The sequence below is a fragment of the Pseudomonas sp. GM41(2012) genome, from assembly GCF_000282315.2.
GTDB lineage: Bacteria > Pseudomonadota > Gammaproteobacteria > Pseudomonadales > Pseudomonadaceae > Aquipseudomonas.
On record NZ_AKJN02000011.1, the window covers coordinates 79,836 to 98,686 of the forward strand.

The 18,851-nt window shown below is 59.5% G+C and carries 18 protein-coding genes; 12 read left to right on the plus strand and 6 right to left on the minus strand.

Translation table 11 applies throughout. The features are described 5' to 3' along the window. The first annotated feature begins 8 nt into the window (after window positions 1-8). The 7 genes from PMI27_RS02525 (at window position 9) to hisC (ending at window position 5,887) form a co-directional block, all read left to right on the plus strand. Window positions 9-665, plus strand: a complete 657-nt coding sequence (locus PMI27_RS02525; protein ID WP_008150741.1) for an MlaC/ttg2D family ABC transporter substrate-binding protein — start codon at window positions 9-11, stop codon at window positions 663-665. Beyond that, window positions 662-967: an STAS domain-containing protein gene (locus PMI27_RS02520; protein ID WP_008150739.1), complete on the plus strand. Its 306-nt coding sequence runs from the start codon at window positions 662-664 to the stop codon at window positions 965-967. The genes PMI27_RS02525 and PMI27_RS02520 overlap by 4 nt, the downstream gene beginning before the upstream one ends. A 113-nt stretch (window positions 968-1,080) precedes the next feature. Beyond that, window positions 1,081-1,320 carry a BolA family protein gene (locus tag PMI27_RS02515; protein WP_007912386.1) on the plus strand — a complete coding sequence of 80 codons (240 nt, stop codon included), beginning with the start codon at window positions 1,081-1,083 and terminating at the stop codon, window positions 1,318-1,320. 22 nt (window positions 1,321-1,342) lie between these two features. Then, window positions 1,343-2,608, plus strand: a complete 1,266-nt coding sequence (gene murA / locus PMI27_RS02510) for a UDP-N-acetylglucosamine 1-carboxyvinyltransferase (RefSeq protein ID WP_008150737.1) — start codon at window positions 1,343-1,345, stop codon at window positions 2,606-2,608. Between the two features lie 126 nt (window positions 2,609-2,734). After that, the gene (hisG, locus tag PMI27_RS02505) at window positions 2,735-3,370 is read left to right on the plus strand and encodes an ATP phosphoribosyltransferase (RefSeq protein WP_007901570.1); all 636 of its coding nucleotides are present in this window, start codon (window positions 2,735-2,737) and stop codon (window positions 3,368-3,370) included. A gap of 124 nt (window positions 3,371-3,494) precedes the next feature. Continuing rightward, the gene (hisD, locus tag PMI27_RS02500) at window positions 3,495-4,832 is read left to right on the plus strand and encodes a histidinol dehydrogenase (RefSeq protein WP_008150734.1); all 1,338 of its coding nucleotides are present in this window, start codon (window positions 3,495-3,497) and stop codon (window positions 4,830-4,832) included. Between the two features lie 2 nt (window positions 4,833-4,834). Then, entirely contained in the window at window positions 4,835-5,887 is a 1,053-nt protein-coding gene (gene hisC / locus PMI27_RS02495; protein ID WP_008150733.1) for a histidinol-phosphate transaminase, read from the plus strand. A 116-nt stretch (window positions 5,888-6,003) separates the two neighbouring features. Here hisC and PMI27_RS02490 read toward each other — a convergent pair whose 3' ends face one another. The 3 genes from PMI27_RS02490 to algW all read right to left on the minus strand — a co-directional run bounded on the left by PMI27_RS02490 (window position 6,004) and on the right by algW (window position 10,132). After that, window positions 6,004-6,723: a DUF4198 domain-containing protein gene (locus PMI27_RS02490; RefSeq protein WP_008150731.1), complete on the minus strand. Its 720-nt coding sequence runs from the start codon at window positions 6,721-6,723 to the stop codon at window positions 6,004-6,006. Between the two features lie 12 nt (window positions 6,724-6,735). Continuing rightward, a complete protein-coding gene (locus PMI27_RS02485) occupies window positions 6,736-8,841 on the minus strand; it encodes a TonB-dependent siderophore receptor (RefSeq protein WP_008150729.1) in 2,106 nt (701 codons plus the stop codon). A 130-nt stretch (window positions 8,842-8,971) separates the two neighbouring features. Continuing rightward, entirely contained in the window at window positions 8,972-10,132 is a 1,161-nt protein-coding gene (gene algW, locus PMI27_RS02480) for a Do family serine endopeptidase AlgW (protein WP_008150727.1), read from the minus strand. 102 nt (window positions 10,133-10,234) lie between these two features. Between algW and PMI27_RS02475 the strand changes: the two genes are divergently transcribed. From PMI27_RS02475 to cysN, 3 genes are all read left to right on the plus strand, one after another. Then, complete coding sequence (locus PMI27_RS02475; protein WP_008150726.1) at window positions 10,235-10,993, plus strand: Nif3-like dinuclear metal center hexameric protein; 759 nt, start codon at window positions 10,235-10,237, stop codon at window positions 10,991-10,993. A 248-nt stretch (window positions 10,994-11,241) separates the two neighbouring features. Beyond that, window positions 11,242-12,159, plus strand: coding sequence for a sulfate adenylyltransferase subunit CysD (gene cysD / locus PMI27_RS02470; protein ID WP_008008639.1), 918 nt, complete (start codon window positions 11,242-11,244; stop codon window positions 12,157-12,159). 9 nt (window positions 12,160-12,168) lie between these two features. Continuing rightward, window positions 12,169-14,067 carry a sulfate adenylyltransferase subunit CysN gene (cysN, locus tag PMI27_RS02465; RefSeq protein WP_008150723.1) on the plus strand — a complete coding sequence of 633 codons (1,899 nt, stop codon included), beginning with the start codon at window positions 12,169-12,171 and terminating at the stop codon, window positions 14,065-14,067. A 181-nt stretch (window positions 14,068-14,248) separates the two neighbouring features. Here the strand turns inward: cysN and PMI27_RS02460 are convergent, their stop codons facing one another. The 3 genes from PMI27_RS02460 to PMI27_RS0229920 are packed head-to-tail and all read right to left on the minus strand — an operon-like array spanning window position 14,249 to window position 17,650. Further along, window positions 14,249-15,151: an acyltransferase gene (locus tag PMI27_RS02460; RefSeq protein ID WP_008150721.1), complete on the minus strand. Its 903-nt coding sequence runs from the start codon at window positions 15,149-15,151 to the stop codon at window positions 14,249-14,251. Then, window positions 15,152-17,251: a phosphate acetyltransferase gene (gene pta / locus PMI27_RS02455; RefSeq protein WP_008150719.1), complete on the minus strand. Its 2,100-nt coding sequence runs from the start codon at window positions 17,249-17,251 to the stop codon at window positions 15,152-15,154. Between the two features lie 60 nt (window positions 17,252-17,311). Further along, entirely contained in the window at window positions 17,312-17,650 is a 339-nt protein-coding gene (locus PMI27_RS0229920) for a DUF3565 domain-containing protein (protein WP_033053636.1), read from the minus strand. Between PMI27_RS0229920 and PMI27_RS02450 the strand changes: the two genes are divergently transcribed. Both PMI27_RS02450 and PMI27_RS02445 read left to right on the plus strand, forming a co-directional pair. Next, window positions 17,619-18,104 (plus strand): FKBP-type peptidyl-prolyl cis-trans isomerase, encoded by a 486-nt coding sequence (locus PMI27_RS02450; protein WP_008150718.1) that lies wholly within the window; start codon window positions 17,619-17,621, stop codon window positions 18,102-18,104. The two genes, PMI27_RS0229920 and PMI27_RS02450, sit on opposite strands and share 32 nt — an antisense overlap. A gap of 125 nt (window positions 18,105-18,229) precedes the next feature. Then, window positions 18,230-18,712 (plus strand): glutathione peroxidase, encoded by a 483-nt coding sequence (locus PMI27_RS02445; RefSeq protein WP_008150716.1) that lies wholly within the window; start codon window positions 18,230-18,232, stop codon window positions 18,710-18,712. The last annotated feature ends 139 nt before the right edge of the window (window positions 18,713-18,851 follow it).

Genomic DNA, 18,851 nt, shown 5'->3' on the forward strand with positions numbered 1-18,851 from the left:
GCTTTTGAATGATCTCTACCTTGCGACGTGGCCTGTTGGTATTACTCGCGGCCCTGCCGTTGATGGCTAACGCCGGGGCGGCGCCCTCAGCGCACGATATCGTGCAGGACACCACCAATCGGCTACTTGCCGATCTGTCGGCCAATAAAGAGAAGTACAAGCAAGATCCGCAAGACTTCTATACGGCACTGAACACCATCGTCGGACCTGTTGTGGATGCCGAGGGCATTTCCAAGAGCATCATGACGGTCAAATATTCACGCAAAGCCACGCCTGCGCAAATGAAGACCTTTGAAGAAAACTTCAAAAAGGGTCTGTTCCAGTTCTATGGCAACGCTTTGCTCGAGTACAACAATCAGGGGATCGTCGTAGATCCTGCCAAGGATGAGTCGGGAGACCGTACAAGCGTTGCCATGACGGTCAAAGGCACCAACGGCGCGATCTATCCTGTGTCCTACACACTCGAAAAGATCAATGGCGAGTGGAAACTGCGCAACGTGATCATCAACGGCATTAACATCGGCAAGCTGTTCCGTGATCAGTTCGCTGATGCGATGCAGCGCAATGGCAACGACCTGGACAAGACCATCAATGGTTGGGCCGGGGAAGTGGCCAAAGCCAAGGAAGCCAGCCAGAAGCAAACACCCGAGAAGCAAGCTCAATGAGTGTGTCGGCCATTCGCATGAGCGAATCCGGCGAGCTGACGCTCAGCGGCATGCTGGATTACCGCACCGGCCCCGGTTTGCGCAAACAGGGGCAGGCGCTGATCAAATCCAGCAAGGCCGCTGCACTGGTGGTCGATTGCTCGGCAGTGTTGAAGTCCAGCAGTGTCGGCTTGTCGCTGCTGCTGTGCTTCATGCGTGATGCAGAGGCGGCCGGCAAGGCGCTGAGCATCCGCGGGATGCCAGAAGACATGCGCGAAATCGCTCAGGTCAGCGAATTGACCGAGCTGTTGGCGCATCCCTAACCGCATCTATTAAGAAGCCCCCCGTCAGAGTCCTGCTTCGCGGGGTTCGCAGGCGCGGGGCTTTTTTGTATGATGTCCGACCCGCGCGCACAGGGCGCCGATTGAGGTTGAGCATGCAGGCCGTAGAAGTGAAGAGCTTCCTTGAAGGAAAGCTGCCAGGAACCCTAGTAGAAGTCGAGGGCGAAGGCTGCAACTTTCAGCTGAACGTGATTAGCGATGAACTGGCGGCGTTGAGCCCGGTGAAGCGTCAGCAGCAGATCTATGCCCATTTGAACCCATGGATCACCGATGGCAGCATCCATGCGGTCACTATGAAATTTTTCAGCAGCGCGGCCTGGGCCGAGCGCACCTGAGCCCAAGGGCGTCGAGATTCTTATGGATAAATTGATAATTACCGGTGGCGTTCGTCTTGATGGCGAAATCCGCATCTCCGGGGCAAAGAACTCTGCCCTGCCGATCCTGGCTGCAACCTTGCTGTGCGATGGCCCGGTGACTGTTGCCAACCTGCCGCATCTGCACGACATCACCACCATGATCGAGCTGTTCGGTCGTATGGGCATCGAGCCGGTGATCGACGAGAAACTCAGCGTCGAAATCGACCCGCGCACCATCAAGACCCTGATCGCTCCGTACGAACTGGTGAAGACCATGCGTGCGTCGATCCTGGTGCTGGGCCCGATGGTTGCACGTTTCGGTGAAGCCGAAGTCGCACTGCCTGGCGGTTGCGCCATTGGTTCTCGTCCGGTTGACCTGCACATTCGTGGCCTTGAAGCCATGGGCGCGGTCATCGACGTCGAAGGCGGCTACATCAAGGCCAAGGCACCTGAAGGTGGCCTGCGCGGTGCGCACTTCTTCTTCGACACCGTCAGTGTGACCGGTACCGAAAACATCATGATGGCGGCCGCTCTGGCCAAGGGCCGCAGCGTTCTGGCAAACGCCGCTCGCGAACCTGAAGTCATCGACCTGGCGAACTTCCTGAACGCCATGGGCGCCAAGATCACTGGCGCCGGCACTGACACCATCACCATCGATGGCGTTGAGCGTCTGCACCCGACCACTTACAAAGTGATGCCTGACCGTATCGAGACCGGCACCTACCTGGTCGCAGCTGCTGTGACCGGCGGTCGTGTGAAGGTCAAGGACACCGATCCGACCATACTCGAAGCCGTGCTTGAGAAACTCAAGGAATCGGGTGCCGAAATCACCTGCGGCGAAGACTGGATCGAGCTGAACATGCACGGCAAGCGGCCAAAAGCCGTTAACGTGCGCACCGCTCCGTACCCGGCGTTCCCGACCGACATGCAAGCGCAGTTCATCTCCCTCAACGCCATTGCCGAAGGCACGGGCGCTGTGATCGAGACGATCTTCGAAAACCGCTTCATGCACGTTTACGAACTGCACCGCATGGGCGCCAAGATCCAGGTCGAAGGCAACACTGCCATCGTCACCGGTACCGAAAAGCTCAAGGGCGCGCCAGTCATGGCCACCGACCTGCGTGCTTCGGCCAGCCTGGTAATCTCGGCGTTGATCGCTGAAGGTGACACCTTGATCGACCGCATCTACCACATCGACCGTGGTTACGAGTGCATCGAAGAGAAACTGCAGATGCTCGGCGCCAAGATCCGCCGCGTACCGGGCTAGTTTCTGCTGCATGGGCGCAGGGACGCGCTCGTTGATTTGTTGAAGTCGAGCCGGTTTCCGGCTCGATGTGTGTCCGGCGCCATTTGCGACCGGGCATGAGTACCTTGATAAGGACTGACGTTTCCCATGTTGACCATCGCACTGTCCAAGGGCCGCATCCTTGACGACACCCTGCCGCTTCTGGCTGAAGCGGGCATCGTGCCGACCGAGAATCCGGACAAGAGCCGCAAGCTGATCATCCCCACGACTCAGGCCGATGTACGTCTGCTGATCGTGCGCGCCACCGATGTGCCGACTTACGTCGAACATGGTGCCGCTGACCTGGGCGTCGCCGGTAAAGATGTGCTGATGGAATATGGCGGCCAGGGTTTGTACGAGCCGTTGGACCTGCGAATTGCCCTCTGCAAGCTGATGACCGCCGGCCGTGTCGGTGATGTCGAGCCCAAGGGCCGCCTGCGTGTGGCGACCAAGTTCGTCAACGTTGCCAAGCGCTACTACGCCGAACAGGGCCGTCAGGTCGACATCATCAAGCTCTATGGCTCGATGGAACTGGCGCCGCTGATCGGTCTGGCAGACAAGATCATCGACGTGGTCGACACCGGCAACACCCTGCGCGCCAATGGTCTGGAACCCCAGGATTTCATTGCCGACATCAGCTCCCGGCTGATCGTGAACAAAGCTTCGATGAAAATGCAACACGCCCGTATCCAGGCGTTGATCGACACCCTGCGCAAGGCAGTGGAGTCTCGACACCGCGGCTGATTTACCTGCGCGACCTTGAGTCGCGCCGTCTATCCGCCTCATAGCCAGAATTCTCAGGTGCCCAAGCGGATCGAATGTTAGCTTCGGGCGCCTGAGTTTTTGCCAATCCTATGAGGCTCTCGCTATGACCGCACCGACTGCAATTCGCCGACTCAACGCTGCTGACCCGGATTTCGCACATCATCTGGATCATCTGCTGAGCTGGGAAAGTGTGTCTGACGACTCGGTCAATCAGCGGGTGCTGGACATCATCAAGGCCGTGCGCGAGCGTGGCGATGCGGCGCTGGTGGAATTCACCCAGAAGTTCGACGGCCTGCAGGTCGCGTCCATGGCGGACCTGATCCTGCCTCGTGAGCGTCTGGAACTGGCCCTGACCCGGATCACCGTGCCGCAGCGTGAAGCGCTGGAAAAAGCCGCGTCCCGAGTACGCAGCTACCACGAGAAACAGAAGCAGGATTCCTGGAGCTACACCGAAGCCGACGGCACCGTGCTGGGCCAGAAGGTCACGCCGCTGGATCGCGCCGGCCTGTATGTACCGGGCGGCAAGGCGTCTTATCCGTCCTCGGTACTGATGAACGCGATTCCGGCCAAGGTAGCCGGTGTGACCGAAGTGGTCATGGTAGTGCCAACGCCTCGTGGCGAAATCAACGAGCTGGTGCTGGCCGCAGCCTGCATCGCCGGCGTCGACCGCGTGTTCACCATCGGCGGCGCTCAAGCAGTTGCTGCGCTGGCTTATGGCACCGAAAGCGTGCCGAAGGTCGACAAAGTGGTTGGTCCGGGCAACATCTATGTCGCCACGGCCAAGCGTCACGTGTTCGGCCAAGTCGGCATCGACATGATCGCCGGCCCATCCGAAATCCTCGTGGTCTGCGACGGCCAGACTGATCCGGACTGGATCGCCATGGACCTGTTCTCCCAGGCCGAGCATGACGAAGACGCCCAGGCGATTCTGGTCAGCCCGGACGCCGAGTTCCTCGACAAGGTCGCCGCCAGCATCGCCAAACTGCTGCCGACCATGGAACGTGCCGAGATCATCGAAACGTCGATCAATGGCCGTGGTGCGCTGATCAAGGTCCGCGACATGGACCAAGCCATGGAAGTGGCCAACCGCATCGCACCGGAACACCTTGAGTTGTCCGTTGCTGATCCGCAGGCCTGGCTGCCGAAGATTCGCCACGCTGGCGCGATCTTCATGGGCCGTCACACCTCAGAAGCCTTGGGCGACTACTGCGCCGGCCCGAACCACGTGTTGCCAACCTCTGGCACCGCGCGTTTCTCCTCGCCGCTGGGTGTGTACGACTTCCAGAAGCGTTCGTCGATCATCTTCTGCTCCGAGCAGGGGGCGTCGGAACTGGGCAAAACCGCTTCTGTGCTGGCCCGTGGCGAGTCGTTGACCGCTCACGCGCGTAGTGCCGAATACCGCATCGTTGACGAAGACTCTCTACAAGGGCAGGGCAACTGAACATGAGTAAATTCTGGAGTCCCTTCGTCAAGAGCCTGGTGCCTTACGTGCCGGGCGAGCAGCCGAAACTGGCGAAACTGGTGAAGCTCAACACCAACGAAAACCCGTACGGTCCATCGCCAAAAGCCTTGGCGGCGATGCAGACCGAACTGAATGACAATTTGCGTCTGTACCCGGACCCGAACAGCGATCTGCTGAAGAACGCGGTGGCCAGCTACTACGGCGTGCAGAGCAATCAGGTGTTCCTCGGCAACGGTTCCGACGAAGTCCTGGCGCACATTTTTCACGGCTTGCTGCAACACGATAATCCAGTGCTGTTCCCGGACATCAGCTACAGCTTCTATCCGGTTTACTGCGGGTTGTACGGCATCGCCTTCGACGCGGTGCCGCTGGACGAGCAGTTCCAGATCAACCCGGCGGACTACGCCAAGCCGAACGGCGGGATCATCTTCCCGAATCCGAACGCACCGACTGGCTGCCTGTTGGCGCTGGATGCCGTGGAGCAAATCCTCAAGGCCAGCCCGGATTCAGTGGTCGTGGTGGATGAGGCTTACATCGATTTCGGCGGCGAGACGGCGATTAGCCTCGTGGATCGTTATCCGAACCTGCTGGTGACCCAGACCCTGTCCAAGTCCCGTTCACTGGCCGGTCTGCGGGTTGGTCTGGCGGTGGGGCATCCGGACCTGATCGAGGCGCTGGAGCGGATCAAGAACAGCTTCAATTCCTACCCGCTGGATCGTCTGGCGAATGTCGGTGCAGCCGCAGCATTCGAAGATCGTGAGTACTTCGACAAGACCTGCCGGTTGGTCATCGAGAATCGTGAAAAGGTCGTTGCGCAACTGCAAGCGAAAGGCTTTGAAGTGTTGCCGTCGGCGGCGAACTTCATCTTCGCCCGTCATCCGAAGCACGATGCGGCAGGGCTGGCGGCGAAGTTGCGTGAGCAAGGCGTGATCGTCCGGCACTTCAAGCAGGAGCGGATTGCCCAGTTCCTGCGGATTTCCATCGGTACGCCAGAACAGAATCAGGCGCTGATCGACGGCCTGGGCGACCTGTAAGACTTCCCCGACCCTGTGGGAGCGAGCCTGCTCGCGATGAGGCCATAACATTCAGCATCTATGTTGAATGCAAAACCGCTATCGCGAGCAGGCTCGCTCCCACAAGGGTTGATGGGTTACTCGTGATGCGGTTCGCCAAGGAAGGTCAGCGACGTGAACAGCCCGCGCGTCGCCACATCCGGGTTGTCCTTCAGCGAAATCTCCATCTGCGCCGCAATCACGTTCAATCCTTCATTACGCACCAATACTTGCGCCCGGCCCTCTGCGTCGGTCTCGGTGCTCAAGGTATTCGGCGCGCTGCGATAATCGCCTACCAACTTCACACCTGCCGCCGGCTTACCGTCCAATAGCACTCGAACCGGTAACGATTTACCCGGCCCGACAGTCAGCGGATCAACCTCCGGCAAAATCAGCAACTTCATCTGATCAAGCTTCGGCAGTTTCGCCCCCGGCTGGTATATCGCCAGGCTGTACTTGAAGGTCTGGGTCGACTCAATGGCCCCCGGTACTTTGCTGCGTCCTTCGTTGATCCATTTCTTATCCGGCGTCTGCGACCACATGCCATTGTTCAGCGCCACGGCCATCACCGCCGGCGGTTTCAACGGCTGCAGGCGGGCGTGGTCGGCCAGCCGTTGCACGTTCACCGGGATCATTTTGCCGCCGACGTCATAAGCCCACGCGCCACTGATTTTCTGCGCCTTGAAGGCGTTATCTTCGGCGCCGTGGCCGTAGATGACTTCGATGTTGCCACGCCGCTGTTCGGTCCAGAGACCATGGGCTGAGACTTCAGTGGCGAACAGCAGTCCAAGCAGCGCCAGGGGTTTGAGGTATTGCATGGTGACTTCCTTTTACAGATTGAGTGTCAGGCTGACGGTGAAATTGCGCGGCTCGCCGGGGTTGACCCAGTAGTTGCTGTAGGAGCGCTCAAAGTATTTTTCGTCGAAGAGGTTGTTCAGGTTCAGGCCCACAGTGACGTTTTCGCTGGCCTTGTAATGGGCTAGCAGGTCGACGGTGTGGTAGGCCGGTAGTTCGAAATCGCTTCCGGCTTCACCCGAGCGATCGCCGACATAGGTGAAGGCTGCACCAAGGTCCGAACCGCGCAAATGGCCATTCTGAAATTCATAAACGCCCAGCACACTGCCGCTGCGTTTGGCCACACCGAGAATTCGGCTGCCGGTGGGTATCACCTTGTCGCCTTGGGTGACTTCGGCGTCGATGTAAGCGAAAGCCCCGATCACTCGCACGGCATCGGTGATTTGCCCGGTGACTTGCAGGTCGACACCCTGGCTGCGAGCCTTACCCATGGCGCGGCTGGAGTCAGTCGCCGGATCGAGCGCCAGGACGTTTTCCTTTTCGATATGAAAGGCGGCGAGGGTGCTGCTCAAGCGGTCGTCGAACAGTTCGCTCTTGATCCCGACTTCATAGCCGACGCCTTCTTCCGGAGCGAAGGATTTGCCGGCGGCATCCAGGCCGTTGTTCGGTTTGAAGGAGGTGGAGGCGTTGGCGAACACGCCCACTTCGGGTGTCAGTTGGTAGAGCAGCCCGACCCGCTGGGTCAGGGCATCGTGGCGCTGGCGGCTGGTCGCGTTGCGGCTGTGATCGTCGATGCTTTGTTCGAAATGTTCGAAACGCGCACCGAGTATGCCGCGCAGTTTGTCGGTGAAGACGATCTGGTCTTGAAGGTTCAGCGCCTGGCTTTCGACGTGCTCGAAGAAGTCGGTCCCGGAGCGTGCGCCATTGGGTTTCGACTGGCCGTAGATCGGCCGATAGATATCGATGGCGTAGGGACTGCCGGCAATGGTCGTGACCCGTTCGTTCTTGCGGAAATTCTCGTATTCGCTGCCGATCAGCAGTTCGTGTTGCCAGCTGCCGATGTCGAAAAATCCGCGCAGTTCGAGTTGGGTGATGCTGTCGTGCCAGTTGGTGTCGCGCTCGCGGTAGCGGCGGTTGACGGTGTGGCCGTCGGCGTTCAAGGGACGATTTTCGGAGGCGAAGCCCCAGAGCTTGCCTTCCTTGTAATGGCTGGCGAGGCGTAGTTTCCAGCGGTCGTTGAGTTGATGTTCGAGGGCCGCTTGCAGCAGATTGTTGTGGTTGTCGATGTTGCCGTCGTTGGGTTCACCAAGGAAGGTCGAACGGGAAACACCGCTCCATTTATTGTTCGGCGCGACGATTCCGCGATCGAAGGTCGAACTGTGGCGCACGAACTCGCTCTCCACCAATAGGCTGGTGTCCGGGTTCAGTTGCCAGCTGAACGAAGGCGCAACGAACACACGCTGACTGTCGACGTGATCGCGAAAGCTGTGGTTGTCCTCGACGGCCAGGTTCACCCGGGACAGCACGTTGCCGTCATCATCCAGCGGTGTGTTGACGTCCATGGCGGTGCGATAACGATCCCAACTGCCGGCGCTGGTTTGCAGTGTGGTGAAGGCTTCGGGCTGGGGTTTCTTGGTGACGATGTTCACCGTACCGCCCGGATCGCCACGACCGTAAAGGCTGGCGGCCGGGCCTTTGAGCACTTCGATGCGTTCGACGTTGGCCACGTCCGGCGTGCTTGGATAGCCTCGGTTGGCGCTGAAACCATCCTTGTAGAACTCCGACGTGGTGAAGCCGCGCACGCTGTATTCATAGAGCGTCAGGCCGCCGAAGTTGTTCTGTTTCGACACGCCGCCGGCAAATTCCAATGCGCGTTCGACGCTGGTGCTGCCCAAGTCCTTGAGCACACTGACGGGAATCACACTGATCGATTGCGGGATATCGCGAAGGGCGGTGTCGGTTTTGGTTGCGCTGGAGGAGCGCGTGGCGCGGTAACCCTTGACCGGGCCAGTGGGGGATTCGTAGTCGGAGGTGACGCTGATGGCGTCCAGCTCAACGGTTTGCGATTCTTCGGCGAAGACCGGATCCCCCAGCAAACCGAGGGCCAGGCCTGCGAGGGAAACCATTGTTCGAGACGACATGTTATGTTGTTCCAATAGTGATATTGAAACAATATAACATGTCTAATGAGAATGTCTGCTGTTAACGGCTTCGGAGTTATGGAGCTGCTGAGGGTGCAAAAAGATCGCAGCCTTCGGCAGCTCCTACCGCTTACTCTTCTTCTTTTTCCTTGATTGGAGCGGGTGGCGGACGCAGGCCGATCTCGGCGGTGAGCTTGAGCTCTTTACCGTTGCGCATCACCTGGATCGTGACCTTGTCGGTCGGTTTGATCCGCGCGACCTGGTTCATCGAACGACGACCGTCGCCGGCCGGCTCACCGTCGATGCTGAGGATCACGTCACCCAGTTGCAGTCCGGCCTTCTGTGCCGGGCCGTCACGGAAAATCCCCGCGACCACAATGCCCGGCCGCCCCGACAGGCCAAACGATTCCGCCAGTTCCTGGCTCAACGGCTGCACTTCGATACCGAGCCAGCCGCGAATCACCTGGCCGTGCTCGATAATCGACTTCATCACTTCCATGGCCAGTTTCACCGGGATGGCGAAACCGATGCCCTGCGAACCGCCGGACTTGGAGAAGATCGCCGTGTTGATGCCGGTCAGGTTGCCGTTGGCATCCACCAGCGCACCGCCGGAGTTGCCGGGGTTGATCGCAGCGTCGGTCTGGATGAAGTCTTCGTAGTTGTTCAAACCCAGCTGATTGCGCCCGGTGGCGCTGATGATGCCCATGGTCACCGTCTGGCCGACACCGAACGGGTTGCCGATGGCCAGGGCCACGTCGCCGATGCGGATGTTGTCGGAGCGCCCGACGGTGATCGATGGAAGATTCTTCAAGTCGATCTTCAGGACTGCGAGGTCGGTTTCCGGGTCGCTGCCGATCACTCGGGCCAGGGTTTCACGACCGTCCTTGAGGGCCACCACGATCTGGTCGGCACCGCTAGTCACGTGGTTGTTGGTCAGCAGGTAACCTTCCGGGCTCATGATCACGCCCGAGCCAAGGCTCGATTCCATGCGCTTCTGTTTGGGCGAGTTGTCGCCGAAGAAACGCCGGAACTGCGGATCCTCGAACAGCGGATGGTTCGGTTTGTTGATGACTTTGGTGGTGTACAGGTTGACCACCGACGGCGCGGCCGTGGTCACCGCGTCGGCATAGGACACCGGACCCTGTTGCATCGTGGTGGTTTGCGGGGCTTGCTGCATATTGACGTCGAGGCTCGGGAGTCCGACCCACTGCGGGTAACGCTGGATGATTAACAGAGCAATAAGCACGCCGGCCAACAGCGGCCAGGCGGAAAAACGCAGCGCCTTGAGCATTAAGCACGTCCTGAGAGGTTGCAGGCGGTATGAGACCGCCCATAATGTCGCGCATTATACGAGGCGAAGCGTGCCTCTGAACGGGATATTTAGGAGTCTTTTATGGCCGTCGCCCTGAGCACCCTGGTCGAAGAAGCCGACCGTTACCTTAACAGTGCAAAGATTGCCGATTACTGCCCCAACGGGTTGCAAGTCGAAGGCCGGCCGCAGGTCATGCGCATCGTCAGTGGCGTCACCGCCAGCCAGGCGTTGCTCGACGCCGCTGTGGAAGCCAGCGCCGATCTGATACTGGTGCATCACGGCTATTTCTGGAAAGGCGAGAATCCGTGCATCACCGGCATGAAGCAGCGTCGGTTGAAAACCCTGCTCAAGCACGATATCAGCCTGTTGTCCTACCATCTGCCGCTGGATCTGCACCCGGAAGTCGGCAATAACGTTCAGCTGGCACGTCAGCTCGATATCACAGTGGAAGGCCCATTGGATCCGGACAATCTCAAAATTGTCGGTCTGGTCGGCTCATTGAACGAGCCGGTGACGGCCCGCGATTTTGCCCGTCGCGTACAAGAAGTCATGGGCCGCGAGCCGTTGCTGATCGAAGGCAGCGAGATGATTCGCCGCGTTGGCTGGTGCACCGGTGGCGGTCAGGGGTACATCGATCAGGCCGTGCTGGCTGGCGTCGACTTGTACCTCAGCGGTGAGGCGTCCGAACAGACCTTCCACAGCGCCCGGGAAAACGACATCAGCTTCATCGCCGCCGGCCATCACGCCACCGAGCGCTATGGCGTGCAGGCGTTGGGCGATTATCTGGCCCGCCGATTTGCCCTCGAGCACATCTTCATCGATTGCCCGAATCCTATCTGAATCACCCATACCCACTGTGGGAGCGAGCCTGCTCGCGATGGCTGCGTCACATCCGACATTGATGTGACTGACACACCGCTATCGCGAGCAGGCTCGCTCCCACAGGACCCGGTACACCCGAACAGGCAGGTATATTCATATACCCTTTCGATCTAGCTTGCGTCCTGATTAGAAGAGGTCGCTGTGCTAGGATTCCTCGCTCGAACACGGCCCGCTGGCCGTCCATAAGATCGTTTTCGTGAGTAGCCATGGTCGACAAACTGACGCATCTGAAACAGCTGGAGGCCGAAAGCATCCACATCATCCGCGAGGTCGCCGCCGAGTTCGATAACCCGGTGATGCTGTACTCCGTCGGTAAAGACTCCGCCGTGATGCTGCACCTTGCGCGCAAGGCATTCTTCCCGGGCAAACTGCCGTTCCCGGTGATGCACGTCGACACCCAGTGGAAGTTCAAGGAAATGTACGCGTTCCGCGACCGCATGGTCGAAGAACTCGGCCTTGACCTGCTGGTACACGTGAATCCCGAGGGTGTTGCGCAGGGCATCAACCCGCTCACCCACGGCAGCGCCAAGCACACCGATATCATGAAAACCGAAGGCCTCAAGCAGGCCCTCGACAAGTACGGTTTCGATGCCGCTTTCGGTGGTGCCCGTCGTGACGAAGAGAAATCCCGTGCCAAAGAGCGCGTGTATTCCTTCCGCGATACCAAGCACCGCTGGGACCCGAAAAACCAGCGTCCCGAGTTGTGGAACGTCTACAACGGCAAGGTCAACAAGGGCGAATCGATCCGTGTTTTCCCGTTGTCGAACTGGACCGAACTGGACATCTGGCAGTACATCTACCTCGAAGGCATCCCGATTGTGCCGCTGTATTTCGCCGCCGAGCGCGACGTTATCGAGATGAATGGCACCTGGATCATGATCGACGACGAACGCCTGCTCAATCACCTGAGCGATGAAGACAAGGCGCGCATCGTCAAGAAGAAGGTCCGCTTCCGTACACTCGGCGACTACCCGTTGACCGGTGCGGTCGAGTCCGAGGCCACCAGCCTGACCGACATCATTCAGGAAATGCTCCTGACGCGAACTTCCGAACGCCAGGGCCGGGTCATCGATCACGATGGCGCAGGCTCGATGGAAGAAAAGAAACGTCAGGGTTATTTCTAAGGGGTTGTCATGTCGCACGCATCTGATTTGATCAGCGAGGACATCCTCGCCTACCTGGGCCAGCACGAACGCAAGGAAATGCTGCGCTTTCTGACCTGTGGCAACGTCGATGACGGCAAGAGCACCCTGATCGGGCGCCTGCTGCACGACTCCAAAATGATCTACGAAGATCACCTGGAAGCCATTACCCGCGACTCGAAAAAAGTCGGCACCACTGGCGATGACATCGACCTGGCATTGCTGGTCGACGGCCTGCAGGCCGAGCGTGAGCAGGGCATCACCATCGATGTCGCTTACCGTTATTTCTCTACCGCCAAACGTAAATTCATCATCGCCGACACCCCTGGCCATGAGCAGTACACCCGCAACATGGCCACCGGTGCGTCCACCTGTGACCTGGCGATCATCCTGGTCGACGCCCGTTACGGCGTGCAGACCCAGACCCGTCGCCACAGCTTCATCGCCTCGTTGCTCGGCATCAAACACATCGTTGTCGCCATCAACAAGATGGACCTCAACGGTTTCGACGAAACAGTCTTCGAGTCGATCAAGGCCGATTACCTGAAGTTCGCCGAAGGCATCGCGTTCAAGCCGACCACCATGGCCTTCGTGCCGATGTCGGCGCTGAAGGGCGACAACGTGGTGAACAAGTCCGAGCGCTCGCCGTGGTACACCGGCCAGTCGCTGATGGAAATCCTTGAAACCGTCGAGATCGCCAACGACCGCAACTACACCGACCTGCGTTTCCCGGTGCAGTACGTCAACCGTCCGAACCTGAACTTCCGTGGTTTCGCCGGTACGCTGGCCAGCGGCGTCGTGCACAAGGGCGACGAAGTCGTGGTGCTGCCGTCGGGCAAGAGCAGCCGCGTGAAATCCATCGTCACCTTCGAAGGTGAGCTGGAACACGCCGGTCCTGGTCAAGCGGTGACGCTGACCATGGAAGACGAGATCGACATCTCCCGCGGCGACTTGCTGGTGCACGCCGACAACCAACCGCAAGTGACTGACGCCTTCGACGCCATGCTGGTGTGGATGGCCGAAGAGCCGATGCTGCCGGGCAAGAAATACGACATCAAGCGCGCCACCACTTACGTGCCGGGTTCGATCACCAGCATCGTCAACCGCGTTGACGTGAACACCCTGGAAGAAGGTCCGGCCAGTTCGTTGAATCTGAACGAGATCGGCCGGGTCAAGATCAGCCTCGACGCGGCCATCGCGCTGGACGGTTATGCGAGCAACCGCACCACCGGTTCGTTCATCGTCATCGATCGTTTGACCAATGGCACCGTTGCGGCCGGCATGATCATCGCTCAGCCGTTGAGCCATGGCACCAGCACGCATCACGGCAAACTGGCGCACGTTGCCACCGAAGAACGCGCCCAGCGCTTCGGCCAGCAACCGGCCACCGTGTTGTTCAGCGGCTTGTCGGGCGCCGGCAAAAGCACTTTGGCTTACGCCGTTGAACGCAAGCTGTTCGACATGGGCCGCGCGGTGTTTGTACTCGATGGCCAGAACCTGCGTCACGACCTGAACAAAGGTCTGCCACAGGATCGCGCCGGGCGTACCGAGAACTGGCGTCGTGCGGCGCACGTTGCGCGTCAGTTCAACGAAGCCGGTCTGCTGACGCTGGCGGCCTTCGTTGCGCCGAGTGCCGAAGGTCGTGAGCAGGCCCGGGAGCTGATCGGCAAGGAACGTCTGCTGACGGTCTACGTCCAGGCCTCGCCGACAGTCTGTGCCGAGCGTGACCCACAAGGCCTGTACGCGGCGGCCGGGGATAACATTCCGGGCGATTCCTTCCCGTACGACGTGCCGCTGGACGCCGACCTCGTGGTCGACACCCAGTCGCTGTCGCTGGAAGAAAGCGTCAAGCAAGTGCTGGATCTGCTGCGCAAGCGTGGCGCGATCTAAGCGTTAGCCGCTAATAAAAAACCCGCCGATGAGTGATCATCGGCGGGTTTTTTTGTGCCCTTGAGATCGCCATCGCGGGCAAGCCTTGCTCCTACGGATTTGGGGTGGCCGCACCCTATGGCACGACGAAAAACCGTAGGAGCATGGCTTGCCCGCGATGAGGCCCTTCCAGCCACTTAATTTAACTGGCTGGATACTCGCGATGCATTTGCGCAAGCAACGCATCCTTGTCCTGCCACAACTGGTTGATCCAGCCCTGAAACTGCAATCGATACTCGCCGTCCTGGTCGTAGTTCTTGCCAATGAACTGCGGCGGAATCTTCAGCTCCTGAAAATGCACCACCACATCCTTCACGTTCCCACAGAGCAAATCCCAGTAACCGGGACGCCCAGCCGGATAGTGAATCGTCACGTTGACGATGGCTTCCAGCTGCTCACCCATGGCATCCAGCACAAACGCAATGCCGCCAGCCTTGGGCTTGAGTAAATGCTTGAACGGCGATTTCTGCTGGGCATGCTTGCCGTCGGTGAAGCGCGTGCCTTCGACGAAGTTGAAAATCCCCACCGGGTTATTGCGGAATTTGTCGCAGGTCTCGCGGGTGGTTTCCAGGTCTTTGCCTTTCTTTTCCGGGTGCTTTTCCAGATACGCCTTGGAGTAACGCTTCATGAACGGAAAGCCCAAGGTCCACCAGGCCAGACCGATCACCGGCACCCAGATCAGCTCTTGCTTGAGAAAGAACTTCAGCGGCTGGATACGCCGGTTAAGCACATATTGCAGCACCATGATGTCGACCCAGCTCTGATGGTTGCTGGTGATCAGGTACGAGTGCTGATAGTCCAGCCCTTCAAGGCCGCTGAGGTGCCAGCGGGTGCGGCAGACAAGGTTCATCCAGGCCTTGTTGTTGCTGATCCAGGCTTCATGGGTATGGCTCATCAACCAGCGCGTGAAGCGCTGGGTGAGGGCGAAGGGCAACACTTTGAAGATCGCCACGCAGAACAGAAACGAGCAAAGCAAAATCGTGTTCAGCGCCAACAGCAGCGAGGCAATGACGCCTCGCAGCGGTGCAGGTAGGGAATCCAGCATTTAAAGATCCAAAGGTCGGTTGGCAGCTTGAATCGCGGTCAACGCGATGGTGTAGACGATGTCGTCGACTTGCGCGCCGCGCGGCAGGTCGTTCACCGGTTTGCGCAGGCCTTGCAGCATTGGCCCGAGGCTGACGCAGTCGGCGCTGCGCTGCACCGCTTTGTGGGTGGTGTTGCCGGTGTTCAGGTCGGGGAACACGAACACTGTGGCGCGACCGGCGACCTGGCTGTTTGGCGCCAGTTGCCGGGCAACGGTTTCGTTGGCGGCGGCGTCGTATTGCAATGGGCCGTCGATCAACAGCGAGTTCTGCTGTTCATGGGCGAGCAACGTCGCTTCGCGCACCTTCTCGACTTCTTCGCCGCTGGCCGATTCACCGCTGGAGTAGCTGATCATCGCCACGCGCGGGGTGATGCCGAAGGCGGCTGCCGAGTCGGCGCTTTGCAGTGCGATCTCTGCCAGTTCGCTGGCGCTCGGGTGCGGGTTCATTACGCAGTCGCCGTAGACCAGCACTTCCTCGGGGAAGAGCATGAAGAACACAGACGACACCAGCGTGCAGCCCGGCGCGGTCTTGATCAGTTGCAGGGCTGGGCGGATGGTGTTGGCGGTGGAATGAATGACGCCGGACACGAGGCCGTCCACTTCATCCAGCGCCAGCATCATGGTGCCGATCACCACGGTGTCTTCCAGTTGCTGTTCAGCCATCGGCGCGTTGAGGCTTTTGGTTTTGCGCAGAGCGACCATCGGCTCGACGTAGCGCTCGCGAATCAGGTCCGGGTCGAGGATTTCCAGCCCCGGCGGCAGCTCGATGCCCTGGGCGCGAGCCACGGCTTCGACGTCCGCCGGTTTCGCCAGCAACACGCAGCGGGCAATGCCGCGCGCCTGACAGATCGCTGCGGCTTGCACGGTCAGCGGCTCGCTGCCTTCGGGCAGGACGATGCGTTTGTTGGCAGCCTGAGCGCGCTGGATCAGTTGATAACGGAACACCGCTGGCGACAGGCGCATTTCCCGTGGCGTGCCGCAGCGTTGGTGCAGCCACTTGGCGTCGAGGTGGCTGGCAACGAAATCGGTGATGATCTCCGCGCGTTCGCGGTCGTCGATCGGGATTTCCTTGTTCAAACCGTTCAACTGGTTAGCGGTGTCGTAGGAACCGGTGCTCACCGACAACACCGGCAGGCCCGCCTGCAACGCACCACGACAGAGGTCCATGATGCGCGGGTCGGGCAGGGTGTCGCTGGTCAGCAACAGGCCCGCCAGCGGCACGCCGTTCATGGCGGCGAGGCTGACGGCGAGGATGATGTCGTCGCGATCACCGGGCGTCACCACCAACACGCCGGGCTTGAGCAGCTCCACGGTGTTACGCACGGTGCGGGCGCAGATGATGATGTTGGTCATGCGCCGGGTCTCGTAATCACCGGCATTGAGAATCTGCGCGCCCATCAGATCGGCGACGTCGCGGGTGCGCGGGGCGTTCAATTCCGGCTGGAACGGGATGCAACCCAGCAGGCGGAAATCGCCACTGCGCAGCAAGGGCGAATGCTCTTTCAAGCGCGAGGCGAAGGCCTCCATGCTCTCGTCGGTTTTGACCTTGTTGAGGATCACGCCGAGGACTTTCGGGTCTTTGGGGCCGCCGAACAATTGCGCCTGCAATTCCACTCGGCCGGACAGTTCGGTCAGCACTTCGTTTTCCGGTGCCGAGACCAGGATCACTTCGGCGTCGAGGCTTTTCGCCAAATGCAGATTGACCCGCGCGGCGTAACTGGCGCTGCGGGTCGGGACCATGCCTTCTACGATCAGCACATCCTTGCCGACTGCCGCCTGCTGATAGAGGGTGATGATTTCTTCGAGCAACTCGTCCAGCTGACCGTCGCCGAGCATGCGCTCGACGTGCGCCAGACCGAGCGGTTGAGGCGGTTTCAAACCGTGAGTGCGCGCCACCAGTTCAGTGGACCGTTCAGGCCCGGTGTCACCCGGATGCGGCTGGGCAATCGGTTTGAAAAAGCCGACCTTGAGGCCGGCCCGCTCAAGGGTACGTACCAGCCCGAGGCTGATGGAGGTCAGACCCACACCAAAATCGGTGGGCGCGATAAAAAAAGTTTGCATGCGGATTCTCTGGAGGTGCATGGCAATGGTGACGACCTATGTCTGGCCGTTTACCGAATTTCAGTCGCCAAGGTTATCGCTAACCGAGCCTTGTGCGCACCAACCGCAATCAAAGGGCTGGCCTATTTTTTCATTACGCAGCAAAGGGTCCAGCACCCAGGCCCGGGATTGCCAGGGTGGCTGGTGCCGCAGGTGCTGGGTGTGACCGCAGGAAAGCTCGGCCACCCAGTGCCCGTCCTCATCTTGATGGAAGCCTGTGACCGTCGAGCCTTTCGTCGTCACCCGTCTGTCCGGGTTGTGTTCGCTTTCGGGCGATTGCTTCGCTAAACTTGGCCATTCTTCATTCTTATGCAAAAGGTCTCGCCCCATGCTGATCGCCGCCAATAAGGCTGTCTCCATCGACTATACCCTGACCAACGACGCTGGTGAGGTCATCGACAGCTCCGCCGGCGGCGCGCCGCTGGTCTACCTGCAAGGCGCAGGTAACATCATTCCGGGCCTGGAAAAGGCTCTGGAAGGCAAAACAGTCGGTGACGAACTGACTGTCGCCGTAGAACCTGAAGATGCCTACGGCGAATACGCTGCTGAACTGGTCAGCACCTTGAGCCGCAGCATGTTCGAAGGCGTCGACGAGCTGGAAGTGGGCATGCAGTTCCACGCATCCGCTCCGGACGGCCAGATGCAGATCGTCACCATTCGCGATCTGGACGGCGACGATGTCACCGTCGACGGCAACCACCCGTTGGCCGGTCAGCGCCTGAACTTCCAGGTCAAGATCATCGACATCCGTGATGCCAGCCAGGAAGAAATCGCTCATGGTCACGTCCATGGCGAAGGTGGCCATCACCACTGATTTTCTGCGCTAAGCTTTCGAGAACTGGAGAGGCGCCCGAGGGGCGCCTTTTTTAGTCCGCGGCTGTCCCTGGTGACACCGCCAAGTGGCTGTTTCGAGAAGAACACGGGAATCTGGAGTTCGTCATGAGTGCTTTTCACGACCTTAAATTGACAGGCCTGGATGGTCAGGAGCTACCTCTGGCACCCTTCAAGGGGCACGTCGTGCTGGTGGTCAACGTCGCCTCCAAATGTGGCTTGACCCCACAGTACGCGGCGCTGGAAAACCTCTACCAGCAATACAAGGACAAAGGCTTCAGCGTACTGGGCCTGCCGTGCAACCAGTTTGCCGGGCAGGAACCGGGTACCGAGCAAGAGATCCAGGCGTTTTGCAGCCTCAACTACGGCGTGAGTTTTCCGTTGTCCAGCAAGCTGGAAGTCAACGGTCACGATCGTCATCAGCTGTACCGTCTGCTGGCGGGCGAGGGTGCTGAATTTCCCGGTGACATTACCTGGAACTTCGAAAAATTCCTGCTGGGCAAGGATGGTCGCGTGCTGGCGCGGTTCTCGCCGCGCACGGCGCCGGATGATCCGACTGTCGTTCATGCGATCGAAAAAGCGCTGAGCTGAACCCCCCTCTGTAGGAGCGAAGCTTGCTCGCGAAGGCGTCATGTCATTCAACATTGATATCGACTGACCTGACGCCTTCGCGAGCAAGCTTCGCTCCTACAATGTTCCCTATCTTTTAGACCTTAATCACCGCAATCAA

Bases quoted from the DNA above. Each gene is read 5' to 3' on its own strand.
- algW (WP_008150727.1), bottom strand. From the start codon at position 10,132: ATGCTCAAGGCGCTGCGTTTTTCCGCCTGGCCGCTGTTGGCCGGCGTG.
- PMI27_RS02490 (WP_008150731.1), bottom strand. From the start codon at position 6,723: ATGCAATACCTCAAACCCCTGGCGCTGCTTGGACTGCTGTTCGCCACT.
- cysN (WP_008150723.1), top strand. From the start codon at position 12,169: ATGTCGCACGCATCTGATTTGATCAGCGAGGACATCCTCGCCTACCTG.
- PMI27_RS0229920 (WP_033053636.1), bottom strand. From the start codon at position 17,650: ATGGAGACAGCCTTATTGGCGGCGATCAGCATGGGGCGAGACCTTTTG.
- murA (WP_008150737.1), top strand. From the start codon at position 1,343: ATGGATAAATTGATAATTACCGGTGGCGTTCGTCTTGATGGCGAAATC.
- PMI27_RS02525 (WP_008150741.1), top strand. From the start codon at position 9: ATGATCTCTACCTTGCGACGTGGCCTGTTGGTATTACTCGCGGCCCTG.
- cysD (WP_008008639.1), top strand. From the start codon at position 11,242: ATGGTCGACAAACTGACGCATCTGAAACAGCTGGAGGCCGAAAGCATC.
- PMI27_RS02460 (WP_008150721.1), bottom strand. From the start codon at position 15,151: ATGCTGGATTCCCTACCTGCACCGCTGCGAGGCGTCATTGCCTCGCTG.
- pta (WP_008150719.1), bottom strand. From the start codon at position 17,251: ATGCAAACTTTTTTTATCGCGCCCACCGATTTTGGTGTGGGTCTGACC.
- PMI27_RS02485 (WP_008150729.1), bottom strand. From the start codon at position 8,841: ATGTCGTCTCGAACAATGGTTTCCCTCGCAGGCCTGGCCCTCGGTTTG.
- PMI27_RS02450 (WP_008150718.1), top strand. From the start codon at position 17,619: ATGCTGATCGCCGCCAATAAGGCTGTCTCCATCGACTATACCCTGACC.
- hisC (WP_008150733.1), top strand. From the start codon at position 4,835: ATGAGTAAATTCTGGAGTCCCTTCGTCAAGAGCCTGGTGCCTTACGTG.
- PMI27_RS02515 (WP_007912386.1), top strand. From the start codon at position 1,081: ATGCAGGCCGTAGAAGTGAAGAGCTTCCTTGAAGGAAAGCTGCCAGGA.
- PMI27_RS02445 (WP_008150716.1), top strand. From the start codon at position 18,230: ATGAGTGCTTTTCACGACCTTAAATTGACAGGCCTGGATGGTCAGGAG.
- hisD (WP_008150734.1), top strand. From the start codon at position 3,495: ATGACCGCACCGACTGCAATTCGCCGACTCAACGCTGCTGACCCGGAT.
- PMI27_RS02520 (WP_008150739.1), top strand. From the start codon at position 662: ATGAGTGTGTCGGCCATTCGCATGAGCGAATCCGGCGAGCTGACGCTC.
- PMI27_RS02475 (WP_008150726.1), top strand. From the start codon at position 10,235: ATGGCCGTCGCCCTGAGCACCCTGGTCGAAGAAGCCGACCGTTACCTT.
- hisG (WP_007901570.1), top strand. From the start codon at position 2,735: ATGTTGACCATCGCACTGTCCAAGGGCCGCATCCTTGACGACACCCTG.